Source organism: Arcanobacterium hippocoleae, assembly GCF_040360365.1.
GTDB lineage: Bacteria > Actinomycetota > Actinomycetes > Actinomycetales > Actinomycetaceae > Arcanobacterium_A > Arcanobacterium_A hippocoleae_A.
In genome coordinates, this window is record NZ_CP136412.1 from 676957 (window position 1) to 702986 (window position 26030).

Here is a 26030-nt window from a genome sequence, read left to right on the forward strand (position 1 = left end):
GATGAGAAACATGAACAAACTATTTTCAGATTTACGCAATTCCGGAATCCGCCGCACTGATGACGCCTTACTTGGCGGTGTATGCGCCGGTCTTGCGCATCGCTGGAATATTGCACCGATTATTATTCGGCTTAGTTTTCTTTTCTTGCTCTTTTTCGGCGGAGCCGCATTTTTAATCTATGGCGCTGCCTGGCTGCTGATTCCAAGTTTTCCCGAGAATCGAATTGAACTTGAGCAAGCCGCTCATGGGAATCCTGGGGCAGCCACTGCAGGTGCACTTTCTTTTATAATTATCGGTATTTTTTCACTGTCTACCGTGAGCACTGGAATCTTATTCTTCCTCGGAGCTCCGTCGGAAGTACTTTTCTTAGTTGGATTAATTGTATTCCCAACCGCATTTATTGCTGCCGCTGTGCTTCTTATCCAAAATTCGCGGAAAAAAATCGAAGTAAAGTGCAATCGAAGACTGCAGAATATTGGAAAAACTATCCGCACCAGGATTACCTGAATTACCGCACAGCCGATGAGAACTCCGCGGGTTCAGCAGATTTTGGAAATTTTTTCCCGCAAAATACCGCAGCACCGCAGCACCGGAACGACGGAACAGAATCAGCAGACGCCGGCAATGAAAATATGAATCCGCTGTTCGAAGCGGAAAAACAAAATCCGCCGGCTGAACCTTACCTTTCAGCACCTGCAGATTCGCCTTTTAACCATTTTGCGCAGAGCCCGCAGTTTAGTTCCCATGTCCCGCCTTACACAAATCCGTCCGCATCCGGTTATCAATATCAGGAACCGTTGATGAACACAGAAAATTATTATGTTTCCCCAATCAATACGAATCCGCAGAATTCGAATCCGAGTCCGCACGTTTCCGGGCGTTTCGTACTCATCGCACTTGCAATAATCTTTGCTGCTGCCGCACTTACACTGGCTTTTATGCCAAAGTCTTACGGATCCTGGGCGGTTACTGCCGGTGTTATCAGCGGCGCTCTCGGTGTTGCCGTCGCCATTGCCGGTGCACAAGGAAAACGTGCAACATGGTTAACTTTCTGCACATGGATTGCAGCTTTCCCGACTATTTGCGCAATTTTCCTTGCACTATTCCTCCCCAATAAGGTGGTTATGAGTGAACATACACAATTTTTAACTTCACAATACTCCGGAATTACATTTAATGCCGACGAAGACGAATCAGTATCGCTGATTGAAAGATCCACTCGTGAAATTACGGCGAAGTATCCGCAGAAAAATCTGACTATCTCCGCTGGAATAGCGAGCAATATTGACTTCAAAGTTCCGGACGATCAAGCAGTAATTTTCAAAATCACCGGCCGCGGTGCAGTTACGATAAACCCGTTAAAAGAATGGAAAGTTATCCATCACGGTGAAATCACAATGACCATACCTCCAGAAGTAATCATAGATGACACACAGGGAATCGAGTATCTAAATCAAAACAGTCAATTTTTTAATTTACGAAATGGTGAAGAAATTACGCTCTTTTCTCCTGCAGCCCAAACGAATCCGAATAAAAGCCGAATAATCGAAATCGACTTTGGTTTCGGCAATGTTGCAATTGGAGCCAAATCTCCAAAAGATACCGACCGCGTCGAATATGTGACTAAAGTTTTGAAAGTTACTCCAATCACTCCGGATGGAAAATTAGCATCCTCATCTGACGCAAAAGTTTCGAATGGCAACGATACAGCGGAATCAAATAATTCTAATGTTCCGAATCCGCCCGCTGCTCCGCTTCCTCCCGAAACTAACGAAAAATAATCCACTGCCGCTCGAAAAGGACAAGAAATGCGAATTAGCACCACGATTCTTGGAATCTTAAGTTTCATCCTCGGACTCGTATGTATCTACGCCGGAATTGGCGGCTATATTGATGGACGCAAAGTAATCGTTGGGACACTAATTTTACTTGCGATTGTTATTGCTGCAGCTGCCCTGGTTCCGCAAAAACGCAACGAATCCGCTCAGCCGAAATCAGAAAGTCAAACAGTTGAGAATTAAACACGATAAGCTGCAGCGATAACGCAGCAGCAGGCATTCAAGCTTTCAAGACTCTGATTTTCTCGCAAAATTGCCGCCGTTTTTTGGGAGACCGGCGAAAACATCCCAGTAAGGATCCGCGCCGCGAATTTCTCCGTAAAACCAATCTGCGCGTAATTTCTGTACACGACGGAAAATTATTGGATTTGCGAATGCTGTAAGCAACGGGATGTTTAGCTCTGATATTCCGTTATTTGAAATTGCTCCGGAAAATCAGAAGCAGAAAATTGCTGCACGTTTATTACAGCAAGGCGAGATTCATTTCCGGGTGTATATTTTATGAAAATTCCGAGCGGATATTAAAAAGCGAGCAGCACAGCAGAAAATATCACCTTTCTGCCGCACCGCTCACTTTCCGAATCAATATATTCAGCGATGATTTCTCATCCGCAGATGCTTACCTGTTAAAAGAAATTAGAGAATTCCAAGTTCTTTCACAGTATCAAGTTCAGCCTGAGAAGCCTGTGCATTCTTCAGAATCTGTGCCTGCGTCTTTTCAGAAAGTTCAAGACCTTCAACAATATGCCATTCACCATCTTCAGAAGTTACCGGCACACCATAAACGAGACCCTCTGGAACACCGTAATGCTCACCATCTGCGTAAACCGCTGCCGTGGTCCAATCGCCCGGCTTTGTACCAAGTGCCCAGTCATGCATATGATCAATAGCTGCTGAAGCTGCCGAAGCTGCCGAAGAAGCTCCGCGTGCTTCAATAATTGCCGCACCGCGCTTCGCAACGGTCGGGACAAAATAATCATCAAGCCATTCTTCTGTGACAAGTTCAGAAGCTGCTTTTCCATTCACCTCAGCAAATGCCACATCTGGATACTGATCTGCGGAGTGATTACCCCAGACAATCATTTTCTTAATATCCGTAACCTTTGCACCGGTCTTTGCAGCGAGCTGCGAAACGGCACGGTTATGATCAAGACGCATCATTGCCGTAAACCGTGACTTCGGCACATCCGGAGCCGAATTCATTGCAATCACTGCATTCGTATTTGCCGGATTGCCGACAACCAGGATGCGCACATCATCTGCCGCATGATCATTAATTGCTTTGCCCTGCGGAACAAAAATACCGCCGTTCGCGCCGAGAAGATCTGCACGTTCCATTCCCTTTGAACGCGGCCGTGCTCCGACAAGCAGGCCGTAATTCGTCCCTTCAAATGCCTGATTCACATCATCGTAGATGTTAATTGAATCAAGCAGCGGGAATGCGCAATCATCAAGCTCCATTGCAGTTCCCTCTGCTGCTTTTACAGCCTGCGGAATTTCGAGCATATTCAAACGGATTGGGGTATCCGCACCAAGCATTGCACCAGAAGCGATTCGGAAAAGAAGCGCGTAGCCAATGTTGCCTGCCGCACCGGTGACGGTGACTGTAACTGGTGTCTTGCAATTGCATGCCATATTAGTTAACTCCTATGTGATATATTTGCGGTTTCCCGCTTACAGTATTAAGAGTACCGCGCTAAATCGGAAAATACCCGAGACTTTAGTGCGTTTTTTGCTCAGCGATTAAATTCGAATTATTCAGGAAAATTCTCATGCAGTTTCCGCAGAAATATCAACACTAAATAATCCGAACTGCGATACGTATTATTAAATATCGCGACGGAAATTACGATAATACTCAATCAGCGCGCGAGTAGACTGATCCTGCGCTGCGATTGCTTCCTGATCTCCGGCGACGGCATCAGTAAGCTGCAGTGCCATTTGCTTCCCCAGCTCTACTCCCCACTGGTCAAAAGAATCAATTCCCCAGACAACACCCTGCACAAAGGTAATATGTTCATAAAGTGCAATCAATTGCCCCAGCACCGACGGTGTAAGCGCAGGAGCCATGATTGAAACAGTCGGCTTATTTCCAGGGAAGACCCGCGCGCTGACAATCTCTTCACGAGTTCCTTCCGCCCGAACTTCTTCTTCCGTTTTCCCAAAAGCAAGCGCTTTCGTTTGTGCGAAGAAATTACCGAGGAACAGCTCATGCTGATCATTTTCGCCGTCTTTTAACGGATAGGCAGGAGTAGCAAAAGCAATAAAATCAGCTGGGATAAGCTGTGTACCTTGATGAATCAACTGATAGAAAGCATGCTGCCCATTCGTACCCGGCTCTCCCCAGAATACTTCCCCTGTAGCCGATGTTACTGGCGATCCGTCCCAACGCACACGCTTCCCATTCGATTCCATCGTCAGCTGCTGTAAGTAAGCCGGGAAGCGATGTAAGAATTGCGAATAAGGGAGCACTGCATGTGTTGCTGCCCCGAGGAAGTTTACATAGAACACATTCAGCAGCCCCATCAGCAATGGAATATTCCGTTCTGCCGGAGAAGTACGGAAATGTACATCCATCGCATGGAAACCGCCAAGGAAGTTCTTAAATGCCTGCGGACCAATTGCAATTGCCAGCACGGTACCAACCGCAGAATCTACCGAATATCTGCCGCCAACCCAATTCCAAAATCCGAAAGCGTTTTCGGGATCAATCCCGAATTCTGCCACTTTTTCAAGATTCGTCGATACTGCCACGAAGTGCTTTGCAACCGCTCCGGTCGCAGAAATATGCGCTGCTTCAAGCTTATTCAGCAGCCAGGTGCGTGCTTGCCGCGCATTAGTTAGCGTTTCAAGTGTGGTAAACGTCTTTGAAGCCACAATGAACAGCACTGTTTCCGGATCTACGTCTTTCAGAGTTTCCCTAAATCCGTCGGATCGATATTTGAAATAAAGCGGCATTCAATCCCCGGCTTTACAAAAGGCTTTAATGCTTCGTATGCCATCACCGGACCAAGATCAGATCCGCCGATACCGATATTCACGACAGTGGTAATCGGTTTACCTGTTACACCAGTCCATTCCCCTGAACGCACCCGATCGGCGAAAGCATAAATCCGTTCCAGAACTTCGTGCACGTCTGCTGCGACATTCTTCCCGGCAAGCAGCAGCTCGCCGCCAGCTGGGAGGCGCAGTGCTGTATGCAGTACTGCACGGTCTTCGGTTACATTGATTTTCTCGCCGTTAAACATTGCGTCTTTCCGCTCTGCAAAATTCACTTCGCGGGCAAGATCAATCAGGGCATTCTTCAAATCTTCGGTAAGGTACGACTTTGAAAGATCTACATATAAATCCCCAGCAGTGTAGCTCAGCTTTTCAGTACGATGCGGATCGGCAGCAAACCACTGCCGAAAATTTACATCAAGACGGTCACGAATTTCGCTGATTCGTCTCCAAGCCTGCGTGGTAGTGGCATCTACTGGATGAACCATTTATTTCTTCTCCTGAATTGCGAAATGCTTCCGAAAGCATTTCCGAATTAATGTTTCTTTTTCACGCTTGTCCGCTTGTGTCCGCAAATAATATTGCGGACACAAGCGGACATAGCAGGTTTAATTATCAACTACGGTAGCCGTTTGGATTATTTGACTGCCAACGATATGAATCCGCACACATTTGATCCATATCGCGCTTTGCTTCCCAGCCTAGATCTGCACGTGCTTTGCTTGGATCAGCATAGGAACTTGCAACATCGCCCGGACGGCGGCCGACAATTTCATAAGGTACTTGCTTTCCAGCTGCCTTCGAGAAAGCCGCAATTACCTCCAGTACCGAATACGGCCTGCCAGTGCCGAGATTCCAAGTGTGGAATCCCGGATTTCCATCAATTTTTGCTAATGCCGCAAGATGCCCCTGAGCCAAATCCATCACGTGAATATAATCGCGGGTGCCGGTTCCGTCGGGAGTATCGTAATCGTCGCCAAAAACTGATACATGATCGAGTTTTCCAGTGGCTACTTGTGCAACGTACGGCAAAAGATTGTTTGGAATATCGGCTGGATCTTCCCCAATCCGGCCAGATTCATGCGCGCCAATCGGGTTGAAATAACGCAAAGCAGCAACGGCAAGTTTCTCATCCGCAATCGCAGCATCGCGCAGAATCTGCTCATTCATTGCTTTCGTCCAACCGTAAGGATTAGTGGCGCTGCCTGCAGGATCAGTTTCTGCGAACGGCGGCTGCCCGTCGCCGTAAACAGTAGCTGAAGAAGAAAAGACAATATTGCGGCAGCCATGCGCTTTCATTGCTTCCAGCAAAGTGACCGTCGAACCGATATTTTCACGGTAATATTCGATTGGAATTGCAACAGATTCGCCGACGGCTTTCTTCCCTGCAAAATGAATCACCGCATCGGGCTGGAAATCCGCGAATGCTGAATCCAGCGCATCTCGGTCACGCACATTTGCCTTTAAAAATCCGGGAGTACGCCCGGTAAGTTCAGCAACACGACGCAGTGCTTCTTCAGACGAATTTGAAAGATCGTCAATTACAAGCACATCATGCCCGGCTTCGAGCAAAAGCAATACGGTATGGGAGCCGATAAAACCTGCCCCGCCAGCAACCAAAACCTTCATCAGTTTCTCTTCTCTTTATTTATTGTCTTATTTCGGAAATCTTTTGTTTTAACTTGGCTCAATGCTTCTTATGCGGTAATAATCCGCGCCGCAGTACAACCTCACAAGCTTCAGCGCTGCTGCAGCAGCTCTCATCCTGTTCCGGTTTACACACCATAAGTCTACCCACTTTCATCCGACTAATTTAAGTCTTTAGTACGAAAAGTGAATATTGAATTAATTGCATTAAAACCCGTTCTTTATTCCTAGGCCGGATGCCGCAAAATCAAGTAGACTGGACAGTGAATGCTGACATTTTGCGTCCCCCATTCCAAACCTGTAACAAGAGGAGTTCAAGTGAGCGCACAAACTGAACAATTTTCCACCGAAATTGAAAATCAAACCCCGAATAATACCGTGAAAATCGGCGTGCTCACATCCGGCGGCGATGCCCAGGGAATGAACGCAGCGCTGCGGGCAGCAGTGCGTACTGCACTGCACGAAGGAGCAGTTCCTTACGCTATCTGCGAAGGATGGAAAGGCGCCGTCGAAGGCGGAGAGTTAATTCAAAAACTCGAATGGGGCGACGTATCCGGAATTTTAAATCGCGGCGGCACTGCAATCGGAACTGCCCGCTGCGATGAGTTTCGCGAACGCTCCGGAATTAAACGCGCCGTGAAGAATCTTGTTGAAAAAGGTATCGATCGCCTTGTAATTATTGGCGGCGACGGCACACTCACTGGCGCTGACGAATTGCGCGCCCTCTGGCCGGAATTGCTGGCGGAGCTTGTTGCGGAAGGTGAAATCAGCGCCGAGCTGGGTGAAGTTCACCAAAAGCTTTACCTTGCCGGTGTAGTTGGTTCAATCGACAATGATCTTGTCGGTACCGACATGACCGTCGGCACAGATTCTGCACTTCACCGAATTATTGAGGCAATTGACGCGATCGCCTCAACAGCGGCTTCACATCAGCGCACATTCATTATCGAAGTGATGGGCCGTAATTGCGGTTACCTCGCATTGATGAGCGCAATTGCCGGCGGATGCGACTATGTGTTTATTCCGGAAATGCCGCCAACCGAAAACTGGGGTCGGGAGATGTGCGAAAAACTGCGTACCGGCAGAAAAAACGGGCGGCGTGATTCACTGGTGATTGTGGCCGAAGGGGCAATTGACCGCCAAGGAAATCCAATCACTACCCAGATGGTGAAAGAGATTCTTGAATCAGAACTGAACGAAGATGTGCGTGTAACAGCACTTGGTCACGTGCAGCGCGGCGGCACTCCCTCAGCATATGACCGTTGGATGCCGACGCTCCTCGGCTATACAGCCGCTTGGGAATTAATCCACGCTGATGAATTTGTGCAGCCAATGATTATCGGCACCCGCTCAAATCGTCTCACACGTCTGCCAATGATGGAGACTATCGCCGCGACCCGTGAAGTAAAGAAATATCTGAAATCCGGCGACTGGGATTCAGCTGTGGCAGCACGCGGCAGCGGTTACGCGGAAATGATTGATCTTTTTGAAACGATTTCTTCCCCGAACCGCTTCGGAATCTTGCAGCGGAGAATCATCCGCGAGTTGGGATTATTCATGCTGGCGGTCTTGCTCCGGGAATGAATCCGGCCGCCCGTGCAGCAGTAAAACTCGGTTTGGACCGCGGTTTTGAAATGGTCGGAATTGAAGGCGGCTTCCCCGGTCTGCTCGCCGGCGATTTGCGCGAACTGCGTTGGGGCGATGTTGAAGGTTGGGCTGAAGACGGATCAGCTGAACTTGGCACCCGTCGAACAATTCCTACTGTTGACCAGTACTACAAACTCTCGCGTGCAATTGAAGATGCCCGCCTTGATGCGCTCCTGATAATCGGCGGTTTTAAAGGATACAAGGCAGCCTATGAAATGGTTCGTGAACGCGACCGTTATCCCGCTTTCAATATTCCAATTGCCTGTGTTCCAGCCTCAATCGATAACAATCTGCCAGGTGCGGAAATGTCGATTGGAGTGGATACGGCAATAAATAATAATGCGCATGTAATTGATCGAATCCGGCAGTCTGCCTCTGCTTCACAGCGTTGTTTCGTAGTGGAGACGATGGGACGAAAGAATGGTTATCTTGCACTGATGAGTGCAATCAGCACGGGTGCAGAACAAGTTTACCTTTACGAAAATGGAATCACTCTTTCCCAGCTTGCTGAAGATACGCGGCGGATGATTAACTCATTTAAACGCGGACGTGAGCTGTACCTTGTCGTCCGCAATGAGAATGCGTCCGAATATTACACTACTGATTTGCTGCGGAGAATTTTTGAAGAAGAAGGCGGCGGCTTATTCGATGTCCGTGCATCGATTATCGGGCATATGCAGCAGGGCGGAAATCCAAGCCCGTTCGACCGCACTCTTGCTGTGCGGATGGTGCATAAAGCAATCAGTTCTCTTGCCGCAGCATTAGATTCGGTAAAGACCGCTGAACGAAAGCACGCTTTTTATGTTGGGCAGCTTAACGGAAAATGCATACATATCCGATATCGCATATGCCGGATATGATTGATATGTATGAACGGCTGCCCTATGACCCATGGTGGAAAGGTTTGGAAGAAGTACTCCAGATAGTAGCAGATAAACATTCGCGGAAAGATGTCGGCAGACTCCCAACCTTAGTGCAGCAGATAGAAGCATAACGCCATCCGCAGATTTTATCGGGCAGGAATATCCGGTTCCGGAAGAAGCACCGCAGCACCGCGTAACGAGGATCAGAACTTCATCCTCGTTACGTAACCGGCGGCGGGAAGCAGGAAATTTTAAACCTCTACGGTTTCCCTACCGGTTTCACAACTTCCACAAACACCCGGTCAATCCGCCGGGAATCGAGCTTTTTACAGTGAATCGGACACCGTTCTTCTCAATACGGTCACCAACTTCCGGCATTTTCCCAAGTTCATTCACGATAAAACCGGCAAGCGTGTCAAACGGCCCGTCCGGGAGTTCGATATCAAGATACTTTTGCACTTCTGCCCGACCAAGTAAGCCGGAAACTTCCCCGCCGGTAGCAATCTCAATCTTTACTGGCAGTTCACGATCATATTCATCGCGGATTTCTCCCACAAACTCTTCCACCACGTCTTCGATTGTAATCAGCCCGTCAGTACCGCCATATTCGTCAACAATAATCGCTAAATGCGCATTCTGTGCACGCATTTCAGTAAGTGCTGCAAGCACTGGCTTCCCTTCCGGGAAGAAAAGTACTGGCCGTACCAGCTCGCGTACAAGGCGGAGTTTCCCGTCGGGATTAATTAAATCACGGATGTGAATAAAACCGATGATGTCATCATCATTTGAATTTGCCCGCACTGGATAACGCGAATGTTCCATCTTCGAAACACGCTCTTGAACCTCAGTGATTAAATCTGATGCATCAATAAATTCCACTTCCGTGCGCGGCGTCATTACTTCTTCCACGGAACGGTTACCGACTGAAAGCAGCTCCACAACCATCCCGCGTTCAGTCTCCGGAATGGCTTCATAACCGGCCACATACGAACGCAGCTCCTCGGCATCCATCTCCTCCCCTTTCAGGTTCGGATCACGTCCAAGCAGCCGCAGCACGATATTAGTGGAAAATCCGAGAAACCAAATCACTGGACGAAGCAGCAGCGTAATCCAGCTCAGCGGATATGCAACAATGATGGAGAAAGTTTCAGCACTTTGCATCGCAATCCGTTTCGGCACAAGTTCACCGAAAACGATTGACAGGTATGAAATGAATACGGTAGTGAGAATAAAAGCTGCAGTATCTGCACTTGCACCGAACACATTCGTTAGCATCGGCGCAATCAGCGGCGCAATCTGTGCCGCACCAAAAGAAGCAGAGAAAAATCCGGCAAGCGTCACACCCACCTGTACAGCAGAGAGAAACCGATTCGAATCTTGCGTGAGAGTCTGAATCTTTTTCCCGGCCTTGGAGCGTTCAGCCATTGATTCAATCTGTGTATCACGCAAAGAAACCAATGCTAATTCCGAAGCAGCGAAAAAGCACCAATCAGCGTAAAGAGAACAACAAAAAGTAAGTTAATGAGTAGCGTGCTCACTGATGATTAAATCCTCAATATGCCTGAAATACTTGCCAATAGAGACGGCACAAAATCTCTAGTGACTAATTGTAAATATATCCGAAATTAGTTTGCATTTCCCCATTGAGCTAAATAAAGTAGCGCGCATATCATTCCGGCAAGCACTAAAACATCAACAGTTTTTGTCCGCAAATGCGGAACAAAGTTTTCCCAAGGGCTAAGCCGGAATGAAAGTTGCAGTGCAAGGAAACCGGCGAGCAGATATGCCGATTCGCGAGGTGTCCAAATTATCCCGACTGCCACGGTAAACACGATAAAGGGCACGAGCACAAAATAATATGCGATATTTGGCAAGCCTTTCACTTATCTCCGCTCCTCTATATCGTTCTGGATGTTGAGATTCGATTTCTGTTCACTGCGGGAAAATTCCGATGCGTCATCGCCGCTGCCGCCCGCAATATCTGTATCAATAGCTGTATTTTTATCACCGTCGGTACTAATCGGGAGTTCCGGCTGTGAATTATTCCCGGCAGTCACTTCATCTGTCTGTTTTTGTGTGCCGTTAGCAGTCTGCAGCTGCGAACTCATATCCAATACATCCGAGTTACCCGCAGCACCGTTTTCAATGTTTTCTTCTGCACTTTTTCGCTGTTCTTGTTTTTTCTGTATTGTCTGTTTCCAGTCTTGCAGCGCAGGCTTTGTATTCCGCACTATTTCACGCGCCTTCATCAGCGTATCCGGATGCGCAAGAATCATTCCAAGGAATAACGGCAAGGAAAAAGCAGCAGCGCATGGAATGCAAGATGTGTTGGGGCCGGACCGAATTCTGCCATCCGCCCTGGACCAATCGATCCGCCGGCCAATGCTCCGAAGATTTCAATTATCAACACTGAAATAAGAGCCGCAATTGCACCGGCAGCTGCGAGTGTTTTTAAATCTGGAAACAGAACTTTTTGGATACGTATCAGCACAATACCTGAAAGCATGAAAATAGCTAACGGAAAAACCAGCATCCACGGCGCACCGAAATTTGGGCCAGGAATCAGCCCCAGCATTGGAATCGCAGGTAAAAGTCCGATTTGCGAACCGAGAATGCTTGCTGCCGAACCGCTGCCGAGAGTAACTCCGGCACCAGTTATCCATGCACCAGCCCAGATGAGCAGCACCGGCAAATAAAGCAGCTGCAAAAATACTATTCCGATAGTCCCGAGAATCCCTTGATTAAACAAAGCCTGAATCGCAAGCACATTTGGAACTTGAAAAATACTAAATCCAAGAAGTGTAAGCGCAGAAACACCGGTATAGATGATTAGCATCCGCTTGATTAATATTCCAGCGGGTTTCCCGATTTTTAAATACCGTTCCGGAAGATTAGAAATTAGCGGTTTGCGGGCAACGATAACTGCAATTAACAGATTCATCAGCACTACACCGATAATTGCCGTCCACCACGAACCTGCAAATTGAACTAAGAGTCCAACGATTACGACCAGCGGCACTCCCGAAAAAGCGGTAAATAAAATCTCTTTCCAAGTGGAGATTTGGGCTTTTTTAATGGAAAATATATCCCGGCAGCAACAATAAGTGTAAAGAGCAGCGGCACTATTGAAAGAGTTCCGCTGCCGATTGTGATCTGCCCGCCGAATCCGGTAAGCCACCACATCGCACCGAATCGTGCCGATTCGCTCCACGTGATTTCTCCCAGCAGCGGCGAAGCAGCCGTGAGCACATAGAAAAAACAGCGACCAAAACTGCGCCTAGCAGGGATACCGAAAGCGCAATATTGACGATATTAAACAATCGCATTTGCCGAGTTAAATCTATTTGCTTTTCCATCCCTTATATATTTTCGTATCGACGGCAGCGAATGGGAACTTTCGTCCGGCGTGTTGCCCACAGAGTGTGATTTGCTGCTTAAATCGCAACGCAGAGGAGAGCAGAAATAAGCAGCATACCGAAGTTCAGCGGGCCTTCACATTACCGCCGGATATTGTGAAGGCCCGTATTTCCCGATACCTCCCGGCAGCTTCAGGAAAGTTTCAGCATCACTTTCGACGAGCCAGTTGTGCGGTCAGCAGCAATACTAAAAGCTTCTTTTGCCTGGTTTAAGTCGAATACGTGGGTCTGGAGCGGGGTGATGTCCACTTCCCGATTGAGAAGCTCAATTGCTAAATCCATTTCATCTGCAAAACGATACGAACCGCGATATTCGATTTCACGGGTAACAATATTGCCAAGTGCAGCACTCACTTCCCCAGCCGGAAGATTGCCGACCTGTACGATTGTTCCGCCGCGGCGAGTAGCAGAAATTACTGTTCCAAGGGCTTTTGGCGCACCGGAAGCTTCAATCGAAATCTCAACGTCTTCAGGCAATGATTCATTCTGCAGGATATTTATCGTCTCATCCGCTCCCATTTTTTTCGCAATTTGCAGCGCGGTTCGGCTTAAATCAGAAACGAACACCGTCTTTGCTCCAAATGCTTTCGCTGCAGCTGCCGAAAGCGCACCAATTGGGCCGGCACCATTTACCAGCACCCGTTTGCCTGTAATATTTCCAGCACGTTTCATAGCGTGCAGCGCCACAGCAAATGGTTCCGCCACTGCACCAACTTTTGTTGAAACATTATCTGGGAGAAAACGCAGCTGATCCGGGCGGACAACTCGGTAAGTTGAAAATCCGCCTTGTTCATGCGGTAAAAATGCTGCTGAACCAAAATAGCGGACTTCCGGCCAAAGGTTATTTCTTCCTGCAAGCGCTTCCGGCAGCTGATATTTCCCCACGCATGTGGCTGGAAACAATGCTGCTTTCGCTCCGATTTCCACGCCTTTTACAGCACTGCCGACTTCCGTTACCACCCCGGCAACCTCGTGTCCAAGAATGAGCGGTTCACGCAATACTGCCGTACCCGATATTCCAGATCGGACATAAGCAATGTCCGAACCGCAAATACCGCCCCATTCCATCTTTACCAAAACTTCCTCCGCACCGGGAGCCGGGGTCGCAACTTCTGCTACCCGTAAATCGTTTGCTGCGTGAACAACAACTGCTTTCATAGTTTTCACACTTTCTGACTATCGTCGAATTAATATTTTGTTATCAGAGGCCGCTAATTTGGCTCCAGAGCGAGTAGGCCCCCACAGCAAAAATTGCAATTGCGGAAATCACGAGAAGCACTTGGAATACGCTGCCATCTTTCACTCGCAAATCAGTCTGTTTCTTTTGCAGCTGTAAGGTACAAATCGCTACGCCCATCAAGAACACGGCATTTAGAATCCCGGCAAGAACGACAAGTGCTAACGGAGATTTTGCAATGGTACCGAGAACCGCCCAGGAAATCGGCAAAATAACCATTGTCGCCCGCATATAGGAATCACGCTTGAGCGCATCTTTCCATTCGAACGCCCCCAGCACTGAAAGCGTGTTTGTAACTAGGCGTGCAAAGCCGGGGACGTTTGCGAGAATTGTTTTAAACAGTGCGATACCTGCGCCAAGCATGAATAACACTCCGCCAACTTCTCCGAAGATTGTGCTGAAAATAGCAGAAATGGAAGTCATGACTTCATTTCCGGCAGGTTCAAGTTTTTGCGGGTGCAGCACAGCTGCACCAAGCACATAGAAAGCAGCCGTCGAAATAGTGTAAATGAACCAGGAAACCCAGGCATCAATCTTCATTACTTTAATCCACCCGCGGGCACGTTTTACCCATGCCGCAGATCCGTCGTTCGGACCAGTCCACGCCGCATAACCTTTTTCAACAACCCAATAAGTGTAGGTAGTAACTTCACCTGCACCAACGCCGGTCATCCCGAACATTGCAAGAGCGATACCGCTGCGCCGGCACCAATTTGGAATCTCATGCCGTTGAGTAAATCATCTAGATTCCACGCATAGTCGGTGCCGATTAGTAAGAATACTGCGAGGACCGTGAAAAATGTTACTATCAGCACAAGAACTGTTGAGATGTTTTCAAGCCATGAATATTTGTTAAACCAGTGCACTGCAATCGCGATTGCGGCAAGGATTGCAACCCAAATTCCGATTGAAATAAGTGAGAATGGGTCGCCGCCAATTGGCATTAGTGCTGAGAAAGCGAAAGCTGCTGCCGATAGTACTCCGGCTTGTCCAATCACAAATTGGACAAACATCAGCAGCACAAGCCACACCATCCAGCCATGCTGCTTAATCTTTGGGGCAGTTTCATCAAACCCGGAGATTGCGGCTTTGCCAGTCGAAATCGAAAATCGTGCTAACTCAATTTGCACGAATACTTTCACGAAAGTCGAAACAAAAACCAACCAGAATAGAATCCATCCCGCTTTCGCCCCGAGCGTGGTAGCAGTGATTAACTCTCCCGACCCTACTACTGCTGCTGAAGTAACCATTCCGGGTCCAAGAAATTTCAACGATTCCCTGAAAGTGGATGGCGGATTTTGGATATTTTTCGGATTAAGAACGTAAGGATTATCCGTAATAGTTGTTTCAACAGTTTCTTTTCCCTGTTGTGAAGTGTTCATATCCGCTCCTTTGCAAATTTTGCCCAATTTTCGCTGTATTAAGCAGTTTCGACACCATCATCGAATCTAGTATACAACACTTGTATACTAGATTCTTTTCAATCTTCCGTCAACATGTATTTATTTTTCAACCAGAAGTGTCATTTCAAGAAGCTTTACACCATAATTGAAACTGCGCCGCAAATAAGTGTTTATAAACGCTTAAACGGTGCAGAAAATTATTTGCGATAGTTCAGAAACCATCGGAGCACAACAAACCGTGACCAAAATTAAGACCCCTACCCGCACACAAGTATTCACAGAAATCCGTTCCCGAATCATCACTCTCGAATACCTGCCAGGAGCTGCAATTTCTGAAACAGAATTAGCTCAGCAGCTAAACACATCCCGCACACCAGTACGGGAAGCATTAGTTTTACTGAATAACGATAACCTCATTGAAGTATTCCCCGCTGCGGCACTTTTGTAACAAAAATCGATTTAGAACTCGTCCATGAAACTCAGTTTCTACGGGAAGCAATTGAACTCTCATCCCTAAAATCAGTTCCGAAAGCTGCAAACAAGGAGATACTTGAAAAAATCGAGCGCAATCTCGCAGCGCAAAAACAGCAGCCACGGCAAAAACTCCAAAGAGTTCTTCTCCCTAGATGAACAATTTCATGAACTTCTCTTAAATCTCGCAGGTCATTTCAGAATCTGGCAATCGGTAACAGACGCAAAACCGCACCTTGACCGCGCCAGATACCTCGGTTTCCAAAAGGCAACACCGCCAATCGACTTTTACCATCAGCACGCTGCTATAGCTGCGGAATTATGCGCTGGAAATATCGATAATGCTGTACAGCTTCTTTCAACACACCTGCGTGCAGTTTTTGCCGACACCGACCATGCCCGGCAGCTTTTTCCGGAATTTTTTATTAACAACACGGACGAAGTTTCTTCCGCCGGCACATTACAGACACCGCAAATGAATAAACGCTCAGGACGTTTCGGCATCGGAAACAAAAAATCATTAGAAAAGCTTGCAGCCGTCCGAGATTCCCATCTCCATAGCTAAGAACGATGGGTTTATCGCAGAGCTGCGTGAATTAAGCTGCGAGTTTTTGGACTGAAACGGGTTCTTTACTTCCCGAACCGCGGATGATACGCATACATAAAGAAAAATAATGACGGCAAGAACTAGTATAAAATTTCTACTCACGATTATCTCTTGCGTTTTCACTGGTCACAGGCTTGCAATGACGGCGGATAATACCGTCGCAGTACAAACCGCTGTTTCGCCGCCAGTTATCTAAAATGCTGGCAATACCGTCAGCCGCGCACCCTCGCGCATGAAAATAAGCATAGACCAACGCAATGAGTGCATCAGCCTATGCTTATTAAAATATGGTTATTAAAATTTGATTTCTGCCTTCATCGAACCGGAAAAAATTCTCCAGTAAGATTGCGGCGGCTTATCTTCCAAGAAGAATTTCACGGGCAATATTTGCCGTCTCGGTTGGCGTCTTCCCCACACGCACTCCGGCAGCTTCGAGCGCAAGTTTCTTCGCAGCTGCCGTTCCAACAGATCCGGAAACAATTGCACCCGCATGCCCCATCGTCTTCCCTCCGGAGCAGTAAATCCCGCCACGTATCCAACAACCGGTTTGGTGAGGTGCTCTTGCACGTATGCTGCTGCACGTTCTTCCGCGTCACCGCCAATCTCGCCAATCATCACAATCAGCTCCGTCTCCGGATCTTCTTCGAAAGCCTGCAGCGCATCAATATGCGTCGTACCAATAACCGGGTCGCCGCCGATACCGATACAAGTAGTGAAACCAATATCGGAAAGCTCTGACATCATCTGATAAGTCAGCGTACCGGACTTTGACACAAGGCCGATCTTTCCCGGACCGGTAATATCGGGAGGGGTAATTCCCACGTTTGCCTGACCCGGCGTAATAATACCGGGGCAGTTCGGACCAATCAGCCGCACCCCGTGTTCGTTGGCATAGGTGAAAAATTCAGCTGCATCCTTTACCGGAATCCCTTCAGTGATAACCACCACAAGCCGCATTTGCGCATCTACAGCTTCAACGACGGCACTCTTTGCGAACGCCGGCGGGACGAAAATTACTGAGACTTGCGCACCAGTAGCCGCTTTTGCCTCTTTCACAGTTCCATACACCGGAACTGAGACGATAGCCGCTTCGCGTTCTTCCTTGCCATAGCCGATTGGCTCTACCGCAAAATCGACAGACGTACCGGCTTTGCGCGGATTAGTGCCAGCCACAATTCTCGTACCGGCTCCCAGCATTCTCCGCGTATGCTTTTGCCCTTCGGAACCGGTCATTCCCTGCACGATTACTTTATCGTTTTCCGTCAAAAAATAGCCATTGTTTTCTCGTCTCACTAAATTCTCATTTTGCTGCCAGCTCAGCTGCCTTTGCAGCAGCGCCGTCCATCGTATCGACGGTGATTACAAGCGGATGATTCGCTTGCGCTAAAATCTGCCGGCCTGCTTCCACATTGTTTCCATCCAAGCGCACCACGATTGGCTTATTTGCTTTCGGACCAAGAATTTCAAGTGCTTTCACAATTCCGGAGGCAACCTGATCGCAGGCAGTGATTCCTCCGAAGACATTTACGAAAACTGAACGGACATCCGGATCATGTAAAATCACATCCAAGCCGTTCGCCATCACATCTGCGTCTGCGCCGCCGCCGATATCCAGGAAGTTTGCCGGACCTACTCCATACTTTTCACCGGCATATGCCACTACATCAAGTGTAGACATCACAAGGCCGGCACCATTCCCAATAATTCCAACCTGCCCATTATCAAGCTTCACATAGTTTAATCCGAGCTGCTTTGCTTTCGCTTCCAACAGGTTCTCGGTGCGGTGATCGATGAGAGCATTATGTTCTTCATGCCGGAAACGGGAGTTATCATCTAACGTGACTTTCCCGTCGAGTGCAATAATCTCACCTGCCGGGGTGCATACAAGCGGATTCACTTCAACAAGTGTTGCGTCTTCACCGGTATAGACGTTCCACAATTTTTCCAAAACCGGCACAATCTTCGCCCCCAACTCCGGGGCGAAACCTGCCTGCGTTACAATTTCCCGTGCTTTTACCGTATCGATACCAACAGTTGGATTTACCGGCACTTTTGCCAGTGCTTCCGGACGTTCTTTTGCCAACTGTTCGATTTCCATCCCGCCCTCTTTGGAACACATTGCCAAATAGCGCCGGTTGGAACGATCTAGGAGTACCGAGAAATAGTACTCTTCAGCAATATCTGCGCCTGCGGCAATCAGCACGCGGTGCACGGTATGGCCTTTAATATCCATACCGAGAATCTGTGCAGCTTTTTCTTTCGCTTCTTCGGGAGTGACAGCAATCTTTACACCGCCGGCTTTTCCGCGTCCGCCAGTTTTCACTTGGGCTTTTACCACTAGCACACTGCCGATTTTGCAAAGCTTTTTTGCCGCTTCATAGGCTTCTTCCGGAGTTTCTGCCACAATACCCGGAAGCACCGGCACTTCATAGGCAGCGAAAAGATCGCGGGCTTGATATTCGTAGAGATCCACTCGGGTGTCCTTTCGTGTGTATTAATCAGCTCACAGCATTCGGAGATACATCTTCGTATTCGTACACCTGCAGCCGCAAGCAATTACTTCTTAGCTTACTTTGTTTCACATTTCTCTGCGGGACTTTCCGCCCATAAAATAATCTTATCTTGAAATCAAAGTATTTATTCAGAATTTTTCCTTTCTGTGATTTTGATTTCCCGCTTTTATCCGCAAACTTCAGATGAAAACTCACATTTCACACGTTACTTCCACACTGCATCCAAAAACACTCCGCGCCGATAAATTTATCCACTCTGCGCAGCACCCTGCTTCATCTTGTTTAACTGTGCTGCAAATTCAGTAACACGGGAACGAATCAGCTTTCCCATCGCATTTGCTCCAGCAATCGATGGGTGCGTCTGATCCACCTGCAGCAAATCAGGATTAGCTCGTACTAGTGAATTCCAGTCAATAATCGCCACATTTGCATATTTCTCTGCCACAGATTCAAGAATCTGATTTGAAGATTCTACAAAGCTCGAGGGTGAATACAGGTTTACAAGTAAAATTAACCGATTTGCACCAAGCTGTTCAATCACCTGCGCGACTTGTTCCGGATTATCCACACCAGCATTGGTTCCAAAACCGAGAATTACTGCCCTCCCAACCATTCCGTCACGATAGCCTTTCAGCACAGTCTGCGGCGCGTCTTTCCATTGCCGATTCGACTTCGCTAAAAACTTCACTCCCGGCATCGCCCAATCTAAACCAGTCTTTGCAGCTGAAAACATTGAATCGCCAATAACCGTTATTTCCTCATTGCGCGGATTACTCGTATCTAATGCTGCGGAAAGCAATGCGGGATTGGAAATCTGCTGCGAGTTCTGCGCAATCAGTTTCCGCGCTTCATCTTCCGAAATATTTTTCTCGGCTCTGTTATCCTTTGTTTTCGCTGCACCTCCCGCATCCGAAGCAGCTTCTTCCTGACCGGTATTCAGGCGCTCCGCCGTCTCAATTGCTAACTGCGTCTGCGATTTTACCGGAGCAAAAATTAAACCAGTCACTGTAAGAATTAAAAACAGCGCACATCCGCTAAGAGCTATTTTTGCCCAAAGTGTATGGCGCACGCTCCAAAATATTGCGCGAAGATAATCTCGAAATCCTAACTTGCGAATCGGAGTCTCAAGATAGCGAAAAGAAATTTCACAAATCAGCAAAGTACTGAGAATTGCAATAGCCGAGCGGATCCAATATCCGGAAGAATTCACGGCTGCCGGGAAAGCAGCTGCCAAGATAACAAGAACCGGCCAATGCCAGAGGTAGAGTCCATACGAACGGGTACCAAACCACTTTAGTACCGATAACTCCCCAATCCGTGCCAGTACAGAATTCGGCTGCAGCATTGCCGAAATAACGACGGCTGTCAGACCCGAAATGAGAAATAGTCCAATGCGGTATGTAAAAGCAGCCGAATCCGGCAGAAAAACGATTGCACCGACAACTGCCGCAAGTGCTCCGAATCCAAAGTATTTTCCATACCGCACCCAAAATTCGTGTCCGAAGATTTTACTTGAACGATCAGCCCAGGAAAATGCGATTAAAACACCAATTGCCAGACCGAAAAGATGCGTATCAGTCCCGTAATAAACCCTGGTAGTATTTGCGGAATCATAAAATAACGCCATTAATCCTGCAGAAGAAAATGCAAGCAGCCCTACTGCAATCAGCCGGGCCCGCAGGCTCTGGCAGCAGCGCTAACATCAGAATAAATATGAGCGGCCAGAACAAATAGAATTGTTCTTCGATTGCCAGCGACCAAAAGTTTTTGAAAAGCAGCGGTACGGCTGAGTCAAAATAAGAGCTTCCGTGGGAAATTTCGAGCCAGTTTGTGGAGAAAGTGAGCGCACCGAGAACTTGCCGTCGGATTCCCACAAGCAAATCGCGTTCAAAAAGAAACGCAGCAGGCACTACCAGCATAATCACAGTAATCAGAGCTGGAAGCAGTCTGCGTGCGCGGCGCAGCCAAAAGTTTGTCAGACTAACTTTTCCGTTTTTTCGCAGCTCACGAAGCAGCAAAGTCGAGATGAGAAATCCGGAGAGAACGAAAAAATATCAACACCAAGAAAACCGCCGCGAATTTTATTGGGAAAAATGTGATATCCAATTACGCTGAGAACTGCAAGCGCACGCAAACCATCCAGACCTGGAATGTATCCGCCGCAATCAGCAGCAAGATTCGCTGGTGTTTGACGCTGTGTGTCTTGCATCTGCTCAGTTTCTTTCTCTGATGACAATTATCCCGAACATTTTCAATTCTCTCAGGAAATCTTTTCCAAAGGTGCGAAGCGCAGCATTAAACGCTTCGTAGTTCCGGAATTGAAACGAACTTTCGCTACTGCAGATTTGCCGTGCCCTTCGAAACCGATTACTTTTCCTACTCCGAAAGACTTATGCCGAACTGTGTCGCCAATCTTAAATTCGGCCGATGCCTTGTTGTTCTGAGAATCAGCATCTGCAGATTCGAAATCCGCAGTTCCGGATGCGGCAAATTTTTTCGCACTGCCCGCAGCAGAACCGTTTAAAGTATCATCCGTATCCACTCCAAGTTTGCCTGCTTTAAATGGCTGGTTTCCACCGCCAGTTCCGCGCCCATATGCTGGTGCAAAGTCATGTTCATCGTCCCACTTGTTTCGCACCCCGTACCGGCTGCCAGCAGAGCTGCGGCCGAAGCTCGCACCGAAGCTGTCTCCCCAACCGCTGCCATATCCGCCGCCGCTTGGCTGCATCCTGCGCCAATCAATCACATCTTCCGGAATTTCTTCAAGAAAACGCGAAGCAGAAAGCTCCTGCGGAGAACCCCACTGCGAACGGCAAGCTGCACGGGTAACATAGAGCCGTTTGCGGGCACGAGTGAGCGCAACATACGCTAAACGGCGTTCTTCCGCTAATTCTTGAATTGAATTTATCGCACGAATATGCGGGAAAGTACCATCTTCCATTCCAGTAACGAACACTACCGGAAATTCGAGTCCTTTCGCTGTGTGTACCGTCATCAAAACAACTTCGCCTTCACGATCTTCTCCGTCCGGAATCTGATCTGTATCAGAAACAAGTGAAATCTGATCTAGAAAATCATCAAGTGTTCCCTCCGGATTCTCACTGCGAAAATCGGCAGCAACAGAACGCAATTCGGCAATATTTTCTACGCGCACATCATCTTGCGGATCATTTGAAGTTTGCAATGCGTGAAGATACCCGGATTCATCCATTAAATAATCAAGAATCTCGGCAGGTTCTTCTCCCGCCGCAGCTTTCTCGCGCGCATTCTTCAATAACGCGGAAAAATCTTGAATTGAGTTAATTGCGCGCGGTGAAATTCCAATTGCTTCACTATCTGCGCCAATTGCAGCTTCGATTGCGGATCCGAAAGAAATTCCATAGCGCTGTGCATAGAGCGCGATTGCTCCTTCAGCTTTTGCCCCCAGCCCGCGCTTCGGCTCGTTAAAAATTCTTCGCAGCGATACGGTATCATCCGGATTTGCTGCCGCCTGCAGATACGCAATCGCATCCTTAATTTCCTTCCGGTCGTAGAACTTCGTTCCGCCGACAACTTTATACGGAATCCCAGCGCGCATCAGCAAATCTTCAAGCGCACGCGATTGGGCATTTGCACGGTAAAAAATCGCAAAATCACCGTATTTGAAACCTTCATCACGCAGCTTGTCGATTTCTTCTACCACAAACGCGGCTTCATCACGTTCCGAATCAGCCACATAGCCAACAAGTTTTTCCCCTTTACCCGAATCCGTCCAGAGATTCTTCGCGCGGCGCCCTGCGTTGTTTGAGATTAGTGCATTTGCTGCCGAAAGAATATTTTGGGTGGAACGATAATTTTGTTCCAGCAGCACTGTATGCGCACTCGGAAAATCGCTTTCAAAACTTTCAATATTACGGATTGTAGCGCCGCGGAAGGCATAAATCGACTGGTCGGCGTCGCCCACTACAGTCAGCTGCCCCTGCAGTTCATCGCGGTCTTCTCCGGCAAGAATTCGGATTAACTCATATTGCGCCGGATTTGTATCTTGATATTCGTCTACCAAAATATGCCGAAAGCGCCGCCGGTAATTTTCGCGAACTTGCCTGTTAGTTTTGAACAAACGCACCGTCTGAAAAATTAAATCATCAAAATCCATCGCATTTGCTGCAGTTAAACGCTGCTGATATCCGGCATATGCTTTTGCCACGATTTGCGCATCACGATCTGCAGCCTGTTCCGATGCTTGCGACGGAGTAATCATTTCGTTTTTTAAGTCCGAAATTCGATGCGCAAGTACTTTCGGCGGGTGCTGCTTTGATTCGATACCTTCTTCGGCGCAAACAATCTTCAGCAAGCGCTGCGAATCGGCTGGATCGTAAATCGTGAAAGTTGAGCGATATCCGATTGCTTCATGCTCCGCCCGTAAAATCCGGACACAAGCAGAATGGAAAGTTGAAATCCACATCCGATTTGCAACTGGCCCGAGCATCGTGCCAAGACGTTCACGCATTTCCTTCGCCGCTTTATTCGTAAACGTGATTGCCAAAATTTCACTTGCTGCAGCTTTACCTGAAGCAATCAAATAGGAAATTCTGGTCGTAAGCACTCGAGTTTTTCCCGATCCGGCGCCTGCAACCACAAGCAAATGCCCGCCCGTATGCACTACAGCTTCATGCTGGCGCGGATTCAAACCGGCAAGCAGCTGAGCTGCGGAATCTGAATCCTTTCCCGGATTCTCAAGATAATCAGATTTTTTACCGCAGATTCATTGCAAGACACAGCTGACAGCTTTTCCGTACTTTCATCCGAATCTGAATCAAATCCGCTGCGAGCGCGCAAACGCGCAGCAAGATTATTCAGCTGACCGCTATTAGCAGCTGATGTACCGCTCCCCGGAATCCTGCCTGGTGAACCGCTGAAATCCGGCTGTGTTTCACGGCCGGATTGGGGTATGCGGGCAGAGGTTTTCGCACCGGCGCCAATATTAATATTGGATTGCGAGCTTTCCTGCGCAGCAGCTACCCGTGCACGCAGGCGGGCCATCGTCTCAAGAAACGGATCATTTGTGGAATTTTTATCGTTCATAACACCCTAAATTTTACTTCACCCTCCTCCGGATTTTTCCTTGCCTTTTCAGAAAAGTGCGAAATATCAAGGAAAAATTAAATCGAAGTAATTGTCACACCAATTTATTTATTGCGAAAACCGCCAAATTACTATTGCGAAAAATTAATGCACCAAAAGCAGCGGCCGGTTTCACGATAACTTTCGCACTAAAAATCGCTTCCGTCATTCGCGCAGCATATTCCCCCACATATTTTGGCGCTTCTGCACAATGCTCTTGAATCAGCTTCACAATTGCCGAACCGACAATAACTCCGTCGGCTTTTCGGCTCATTGTATGCGCCTGTTCCGGTGTAGAAATTCCAAAACCAATCGCACACGGCACATCAGTATTTTCCCGCACCACTCGCACTATTTCGTCAAGATCCGTCGTAATCTGTGTCCGAATACCAGTTACCCCAAGACTTGAAACCAAGTAGATGAACCCGCGTGCTTCACGCGCAATCATTGCAATCCGCCCTGCAGAGGTCGGAGCGATAAGCGAAATCAGCGCTATCCCGTAAGCGTCGAATACTTCAAGAAATTCTTCGCGCTCTTCAAACGGCAGATCCGGCAAAATCACACCCTGCACCCCAACTTCTGCGCAGCATGCCGCAAAATTCGCAGCACCGTAAGAAAACACCACATTTGCATAGGTCATGAAACAAATCGGTACCGCTACTCCGTACGTATCGCGTACCTTGCGAACTGTTTCAAAAGCGAGATTCGTAGTCATTCCGTTATTTAAGGCGCGCAGGGAAGCCGCTTGAATTACCGGCCCTTCAGCCGTCGGATCAGAGAACGGAATCCCAATCTCAACAATTCCAGCTCCCGCTTTTACTGCTGCATGAATGCATTGCGCAGTAGTTTCAATATTCGGGTCTCCGCAGGTGAAGAATGGGATAAACACCTTTTTTCCGCAAATGCGGCACTGATTTGCGCAGCGCCATTGAACTTTTGCCGCTGCTGGTTCTTTTCGTTTTTCTCACTCATGAATATCCTCCCCACGGTAACGCGCAATTGCAGCGCAATCTTTATCTCCGCGTCCGGAAAGCGTTACTGCAAGCACCGAATCATTCGGCATCTCCGGCGCAATTTTCATCGCATATGCCAGCGCATGCGCTGATTCTATCGCCGGAATAATACCTTCCATCTGTGAAAGGTATTCAAAGGCGCCGACGGCTTCATCGTCAGTAATTGCAGCATATTCAGCACGGCCGATATCGTGCAGATACGCATGTTCCGGTCCGATTCCCGGATAGTCAAGCCCTGCAGAAATCGAGTATACCGGCGCAATCTGCCCAAATTCGTCCTGACAAAAATAAGATTTCATTCCGTGAAAAATACCAAGCGAACCAGTGGAAATTGTAGCTGCCGTTTCATGGGTGCGCACTCCGCGGCCCGCTGCCTCAACCCCAATCAGACGCACACTATTATCGTTAATGAAATGATAGAAAGAGCCAATCGCATTTGATCCCCCGCCGACACATGCAAGCACCGCATCCGGCAGTTTTCCCGCAGCTTCCAGAATCTGTGCACGTGTTTCTGCCGAAATAACCGCCTGAAAATCGCGCACAATTGTCGGGAACGGATGCGGGCCCATCACCGATCCAAGGCAGTAATGCGTATCCGTAATTCGGGAAGTCCATTCACGCATTGCTTCAGATACCGCATCTTTCAAGGTTGCAGTACCGGAAGTCACTGGCACTACTTCCGCTCCAAGGAGCCGCATTTTATAAACATTTAACGCCTGCCGAACCGTATCTTCTTTTCCCATGTAGACCACGCATTCCAGACCGAGTAATGCTGCCGCCGTCGCTGCAGCCACGCCATGCTGCCCTGCACCCGTCTCTGCAATAATCCGTGTCTTTCCCATTTTCTTTGCAAGCAGTGTTTGCCCGAGCACATTGTTAATCTTGTGCGCGCCAGTGTGGTTTAGATCCTCTCGTTTGAGATAAATCTTTGCACCGCCCAAATTTTCGGTCATCTTCTGTGCGAAATAAAGCCGCGAAGGACGCCCCGCATACTCATTGAAAAGCTGTGTCAGTTCTGCCTGAAAGTCGGCGTCTTGTTTGTAAAAGTTGTAGGCGGTTTCGAGTTCAATGACGGCGTTCATCAGCGTTTCCGGAATATATTGCCCACCGTGTATCCCAAAACGCCCATTTGGATTTGTCATCTCACTCTCCTTTCAAATCATCGGTAATTTTGTTTAGTTGTGTCGGTTTCGTTTTAACGCAGATTCGGATTCTCTTTTCAGATGTTTGTGCAGTGTCTTTTTCCGACGGATATCATGCCGCAAGTATCG

General features: G+C 48.1%; 26 protein-coding genes and 2 pseudogenes. 8 read left to right on the forward strand and 20 right to left on the reverse strand.

What is annotated here, in order from left to right:
* Positions 1–10 precede the first annotated feature (10 nt).
* Genes RQN30_RS03575 through RQN30_RS03585 form a run of 3 tightly spaced genes read left to right on the forward strand, consistent with a single transcriptional unit; the run spans position 11 to position 2022 of the window.
* Entirely contained in the window at positions 11–508 is a 498-nt protein-coding gene (locus RQN30_RS03575) for a PspC domain-containing protein (RefSeq protein ID WP_353061276.1), read from the forward strand.
* On the forward strand, positions 454–1782 hold the full coding sequence (locus RQN30_RS03580) for a hypothetical protein (protein WP_353061277.1): 1329 nt from the start codon (positions 454–456) through the stop codon (positions 1780–1782). Before RQN30_RS03575 ends, RQN30_RS03580 begins: the two co-directional genes overlap by 55 nt.
* Before the next feature lie 27 nt (positions 1783–1809).
* Complete coding sequence (locus RQN30_RS03585; protein WP_353061278.1) at positions 1810–2022, forward strand: hypothetical protein; 213 nt, start codon at positions 1810–1812, stop codon at positions 2020–2022.
* 453 nt (positions 2023–2475) lie between these two features.
* Here the strand turns inward: RQN30_RS03585 and RQN30_RS03590 are convergent, their stop codons facing one another.
* From RQN30_RS03590 to galE, 3 genes and pseudogenes are all read right to left on the reverse strand, one after another.
* Positions 2476–3474, reverse strand: coding sequence for a malate dehydrogenase (locus RQN30_RS03590; RefSeq protein ID WP_353061279.1), 999 nt, complete (start codon positions 3472–3474; stop codon positions 2476–2478).
* 192 nt (positions 3475–3666) lie between these two features.
* Positions 3667–5327 (reverse strand): annotated as a pseudogene (pgi, locus tag RQN30_RS03595) (glucose-6-phosphate isomerase).
* Positions 5328–5454: 127 nt separating this feature from the next.
* The gene (gene galE / locus RQN30_RS03600) at positions 5455–6468 is read right to left on the reverse strand and encodes a UDP-glucose 4-epimerase GalE (protein WP_353061280.1); all 1014 of its coding nucleotides are present in this window, start codon (positions 6466–6468) and stop codon (positions 5455–5457) included.
* Positions 6469–6804: 336 nt separating this feature from the next.
* Here galE and RQN30_RS03605 point away from each other — a divergent pair, with 336 nt between their 5' ends.
* Genes RQN30_RS03605 through RQN30_RS03615 form a run of 3 tightly spaced genes read left to right on the forward strand, consistent with a single transcriptional unit; the run spans position 6805 to position 9127 of the window.
* A complete protein-coding gene (locus RQN30_RS03605) occupies positions 6805–8070 on the forward strand; it encodes a 6-phosphofructokinase (RefSeq protein WP_353061281.1) in 1266 nt (421 codons plus the stop codon).
* Positions 8067–8993 (forward strand): 6-phosphofructokinase, encoded by a 927-nt coding sequence (locus RQN30_RS03610; RefSeq protein WP_353061282.1) that lies wholly within the window; start codon positions 8067–8069, stop codon positions 8991–8993. Before RQN30_RS03605 ends, RQN30_RS03610 begins: the two co-directional genes overlap by 4 nt.
* Positions 8990–9127, forward strand: a complete 138-nt coding sequence (locus tag RQN30_RS03615) for a hypothetical protein (RefSeq protein WP_353061283.1) — start codon at positions 8990–8992, stop codon at positions 9125–9127. The genes RQN30_RS03610 and RQN30_RS03615 overlap by 4 nt, the downstream gene beginning before the upstream one ends.
* A 148-nt stretch (positions 9128–9275) precedes the next feature.
* Here the strand turns inward: RQN30_RS03615 and RQN30_RS03620 are convergent, their stop codons facing one another.
* The 8 genes from RQN30_RS03620 to RQN30_RS03655 form a co-directional block, all read right to left on the reverse strand.
* Positions 9276–10454: a hemolysin family protein gene (locus tag RQN30_RS03620; protein WP_353061284.1), complete on the reverse strand. Its 1179-nt coding sequence runs from the start codon at positions 10452–10454 to the stop codon at positions 9276–9278.
* A 167-nt stretch (positions 10455–10621) separates the two neighbouring features.
* Positions 10622–10879 (reverse strand): hypothetical protein, encoded by a 258-nt coding sequence (locus RQN30_RS03625; protein ID WP_353061285.1) that lies wholly within the window; start codon positions 10877–10879, stop codon positions 10622–10624.
* Positions 10880–11290, reverse strand: coding sequence for a hypothetical protein (locus RQN30_RS03630; RefSeq protein ID WP_353061286.1), 411 nt, complete (start codon positions 11288–11290; stop codon positions 10880–10882). It abuts the gene before it with no gap.
* Positions 11269–12081: a cell division protein PerM gene (locus RQN30_RS03635; protein WP_353061757.1), complete on the reverse strand. Its 813-nt coding sequence runs from the start codon at positions 12079–12081 to the stop codon at positions 11269–11271. The genes RQN30_RS03630 and RQN30_RS03635 overlap by 22 nt, the downstream gene beginning before the upstream one ends.
* A complete protein-coding gene (locus tag RQN30_RS03640; protein ID WP_353061287.1) occupies positions 12000–12245 on the reverse strand; it encodes a cell division protein PerM in 246 nt (81 codons plus the stop codon). The genes RQN30_RS03635 and RQN30_RS03640 overlap by 82 nt, the downstream gene beginning before the upstream one ends.
* Before the next feature lie 299 nt (positions 12246–12544).
* Positions 12545–13570: an L-idonate 5-dehydrogenase gene (locus RQN30_RS03645; RefSeq protein WP_353061288.1), complete on the reverse strand. Its 1026-nt coding sequence runs from the start codon at positions 13568–13570 to the stop codon at positions 12545–12547.
* 43 nt (positions 13571–13613) lie between these two features.
* Positions 13614–14321, reverse strand: a complete 708-nt coding sequence (locus RQN30_RS03650) for a hypothetical protein (protein WP_353061289.1) — start codon at positions 14319–14321, stop codon at positions 13614–13616.
* The gene (locus RQN30_RS03655) at positions 14318–15031 is read right to left on the reverse strand and encodes an Nramp family divalent metal transporter (RefSeq protein ID WP_353061290.1); all 714 of its coding nucleotides are present in this window, start codon (positions 15029–15031) and stop codon (positions 14318–14320) included. Before RQN30_RS03655 ends, RQN30_RS03650 begins: the two co-directional genes overlap by 4 nt.
* Before the next feature lie 259 nt (positions 15032–15290).
* On the opposite strand from RQN30_RS03655, the gene RQN30_RS03660 reads away from it, so the two are divergent.
* Both RQN30_RS03660 and RQN30_RS03665 read left to right on the forward strand, forming a co-directional pair.
* Positions 15291–15500: a GntR family transcriptional regulator gene (locus tag RQN30_RS03660; RefSeq protein ID WP_353061291.1), complete on the forward strand. Its 210-nt coding sequence runs from the start codon at positions 15291–15293 to the stop codon at positions 15498–15500.
* A 102-nt stretch (positions 15501–15602) separates the two neighbouring features.
* Positions 15603–16088 carry an FCD domain-containing protein gene (locus RQN30_RS03665; protein WP_353061292.1) on the forward strand — a complete coding sequence of 162 codons (486 nt, stop codon included), beginning with the start codon at positions 15603–15605 and terminating at the stop codon, positions 16086–16088.
* A 397-nt stretch (positions 16089–16485) separates the two neighbouring features.
* Here RQN30_RS03665 and sucD read toward each other — a convergent pair.
* The 9 genes and pseudogenes from sucD to trpB form a co-directional block, all read right to left on the reverse strand.
* Positions 16486–17363 (reverse strand): annotated as a pseudogene (gene sucD / locus RQN30_RS03670) (succinate--CoA ligase subunit alpha).
* Between the two features lie 67 nt (positions 17364–17430).
* Positions 17431–18603, reverse strand: coding sequence for an ADP-forming succinate--CoA ligase subunit beta (sucC, locus tag RQN30_RS03675; protein WP_353061293.1), 1173 nt, complete (start codon positions 18601–18603; stop codon positions 17431–17433).
* Between the two features lie 287 nt (positions 18604–18890).
* Positions 18891–20270 (reverse strand): acyltransferase family protein, encoded by a 1380-nt coding sequence (locus RQN30_RS03680; protein WP_353061294.1) that lies wholly within the window; start codon positions 20268–20270, stop codon positions 18891–18893.
* On the reverse strand, positions 20254–20661 hold the full coding sequence (locus RQN30_RS03685; RefSeq protein ID WP_353061295.1) for a hypothetical protein: 408 nt from the start codon (positions 20659–20661) through the stop codon (positions 20254–20256). The genes RQN30_RS03680 and RQN30_RS03685 overlap by 17 nt, the downstream gene beginning before the upstream one ends.
* Positions 20619–20852, reverse strand: a complete 234-nt coding sequence (locus RQN30_RS03690; protein WP_353061296.1) for an acyltransferase family protein — start codon at positions 20850–20852, stop codon at positions 20619–20621. The genes RQN30_RS03685 and RQN30_RS03690 overlap by 43 nt, the downstream gene beginning before the upstream one ends.
* A gap of 51 nt (positions 20853–20903) precedes the next feature.
* Entirely contained in the window at positions 20904–23312 is a 2409-nt protein-coding gene (locus RQN30_RS03695) for an ATP-dependent helicase (RefSeq protein ID WP_353061297.1), read from the reverse strand.
* Entirely contained in the window at positions 23309–23707 is a 399-nt protein-coding gene (locus RQN30_RS03700) for a hypothetical protein (RefSeq protein WP_353061298.1), read from the reverse strand. Before RQN30_RS03700 ends, RQN30_RS03695 begins: the two co-directional genes overlap by 4 nt.
* 94 nt (positions 23708–23801) lie before the next feature.
* Complete coding sequence (gene trpA / locus RQN30_RS03705) at positions 23802–24635, reverse strand: tryptophan synthase subunit alpha (RefSeq protein WP_353061299.1); 834 nt, start codon at positions 24633–24635, stop codon at positions 23802–23804.
* Positions 24636–24710: 75 nt separating this feature from the next.
* On the reverse strand, positions 24711–25901 hold the full coding sequence (gene trpB / locus RQN30_RS03710) for a tryptophan synthase subunit beta (RefSeq protein WP_353061300.1): 1191 nt from the start codon (positions 25899–25901) through the stop codon (positions 24711–24713).
* Positions 25902–26030: the final 129 nt, after the last annotated feature.

Bases quoted from the DNA above. Each gene is read 5' to 3' on its own strand.
- RQN30_RS03575 (WP_353061276.1), top strand. From the start codon at position 11: ATGAACAAACTATTTTCAGATTTACGCAATTCCGGAATCCGCCGCACT.
- RQN30_RS03585 (WP_353061278.1), top strand. From the start codon at position 1,810: ATGCGAATTAGCACCACGATTCTTGGAATCTTAAGTTTCATCCTCGGA.
- RQN30_RS03590 (WP_353061279.1), bottom strand. From the start codon at position 3,474: ATGGCATGCAATTGCAAGACACCAGTTACAGTCACCGTCACCGGTGCG.
- galE (WP_353061280.1), bottom strand. From the start codon at position 6,468: ATGAAGGTTTTGGTTGCTGGCGGGGCAGGTTTTATCGGCTCCCATACC.
- RQN30_RS03610 (WP_353061282.1), top strand. From the start codon at position 8,067: ATGAATCCGGCCGCCCGTGCAGCAGTAAAACTCGGTTTGGACCGCGGT.
- RQN30_RS03615 (WP_353061283.1), top strand. From the start codon at position 8,990: ATGATTGATATGTATGAACGGCTGCCCTATGACCCATGGTGGAAAGGT.
- RQN30_RS03645 (WP_353061288.1), bottom strand. From the start codon at position 13,570: ATGAAAGCAGTTGTTGTTCACGCAGCAAACGATTTACGGGTAGCAGAA.
- RQN30_RS03650 (WP_353061289.1), bottom strand. From the start codon at position 14,321: ATGACCGGCGTTGGTGCAGGTGAAGTTACTACCTACACTTATTGGGTT.
- RQN30_RS03655 (WP_353061290.1), bottom strand. From the start codon at position 15,031: ATGAACACTTCACAACAGGGAAAAGAAACTGTTGAAACAACTATTACG.
- RQN30_RS03680 (WP_353061294.1), bottom strand. From the start codon at position 20,270: ATGGCGTTATTTTATGATTCCGCAAATACTACCAGGGTTTATTACGGG.
- RQN30_RS03690 (WP_353061296.1), bottom strand. From the start codon at position 20,852: ATGCAAGACACACAGCGTCAAACACCAGCGAATCTTGCTGCTGATTGC.
- RQN30_RS03700 (WP_353061298.1), bottom strand. From the start codon at position 23,707: ATGAACGATAAAAATTCCACAAATGATCCGTTTCTTGAGACGATGGCC.
- trpB (WP_353061300.1), bottom strand. From the start codon at position 25,901: ATGACAAATCCAAATGGGCGTTTTGGGATACACGGTGGGCAATATATT.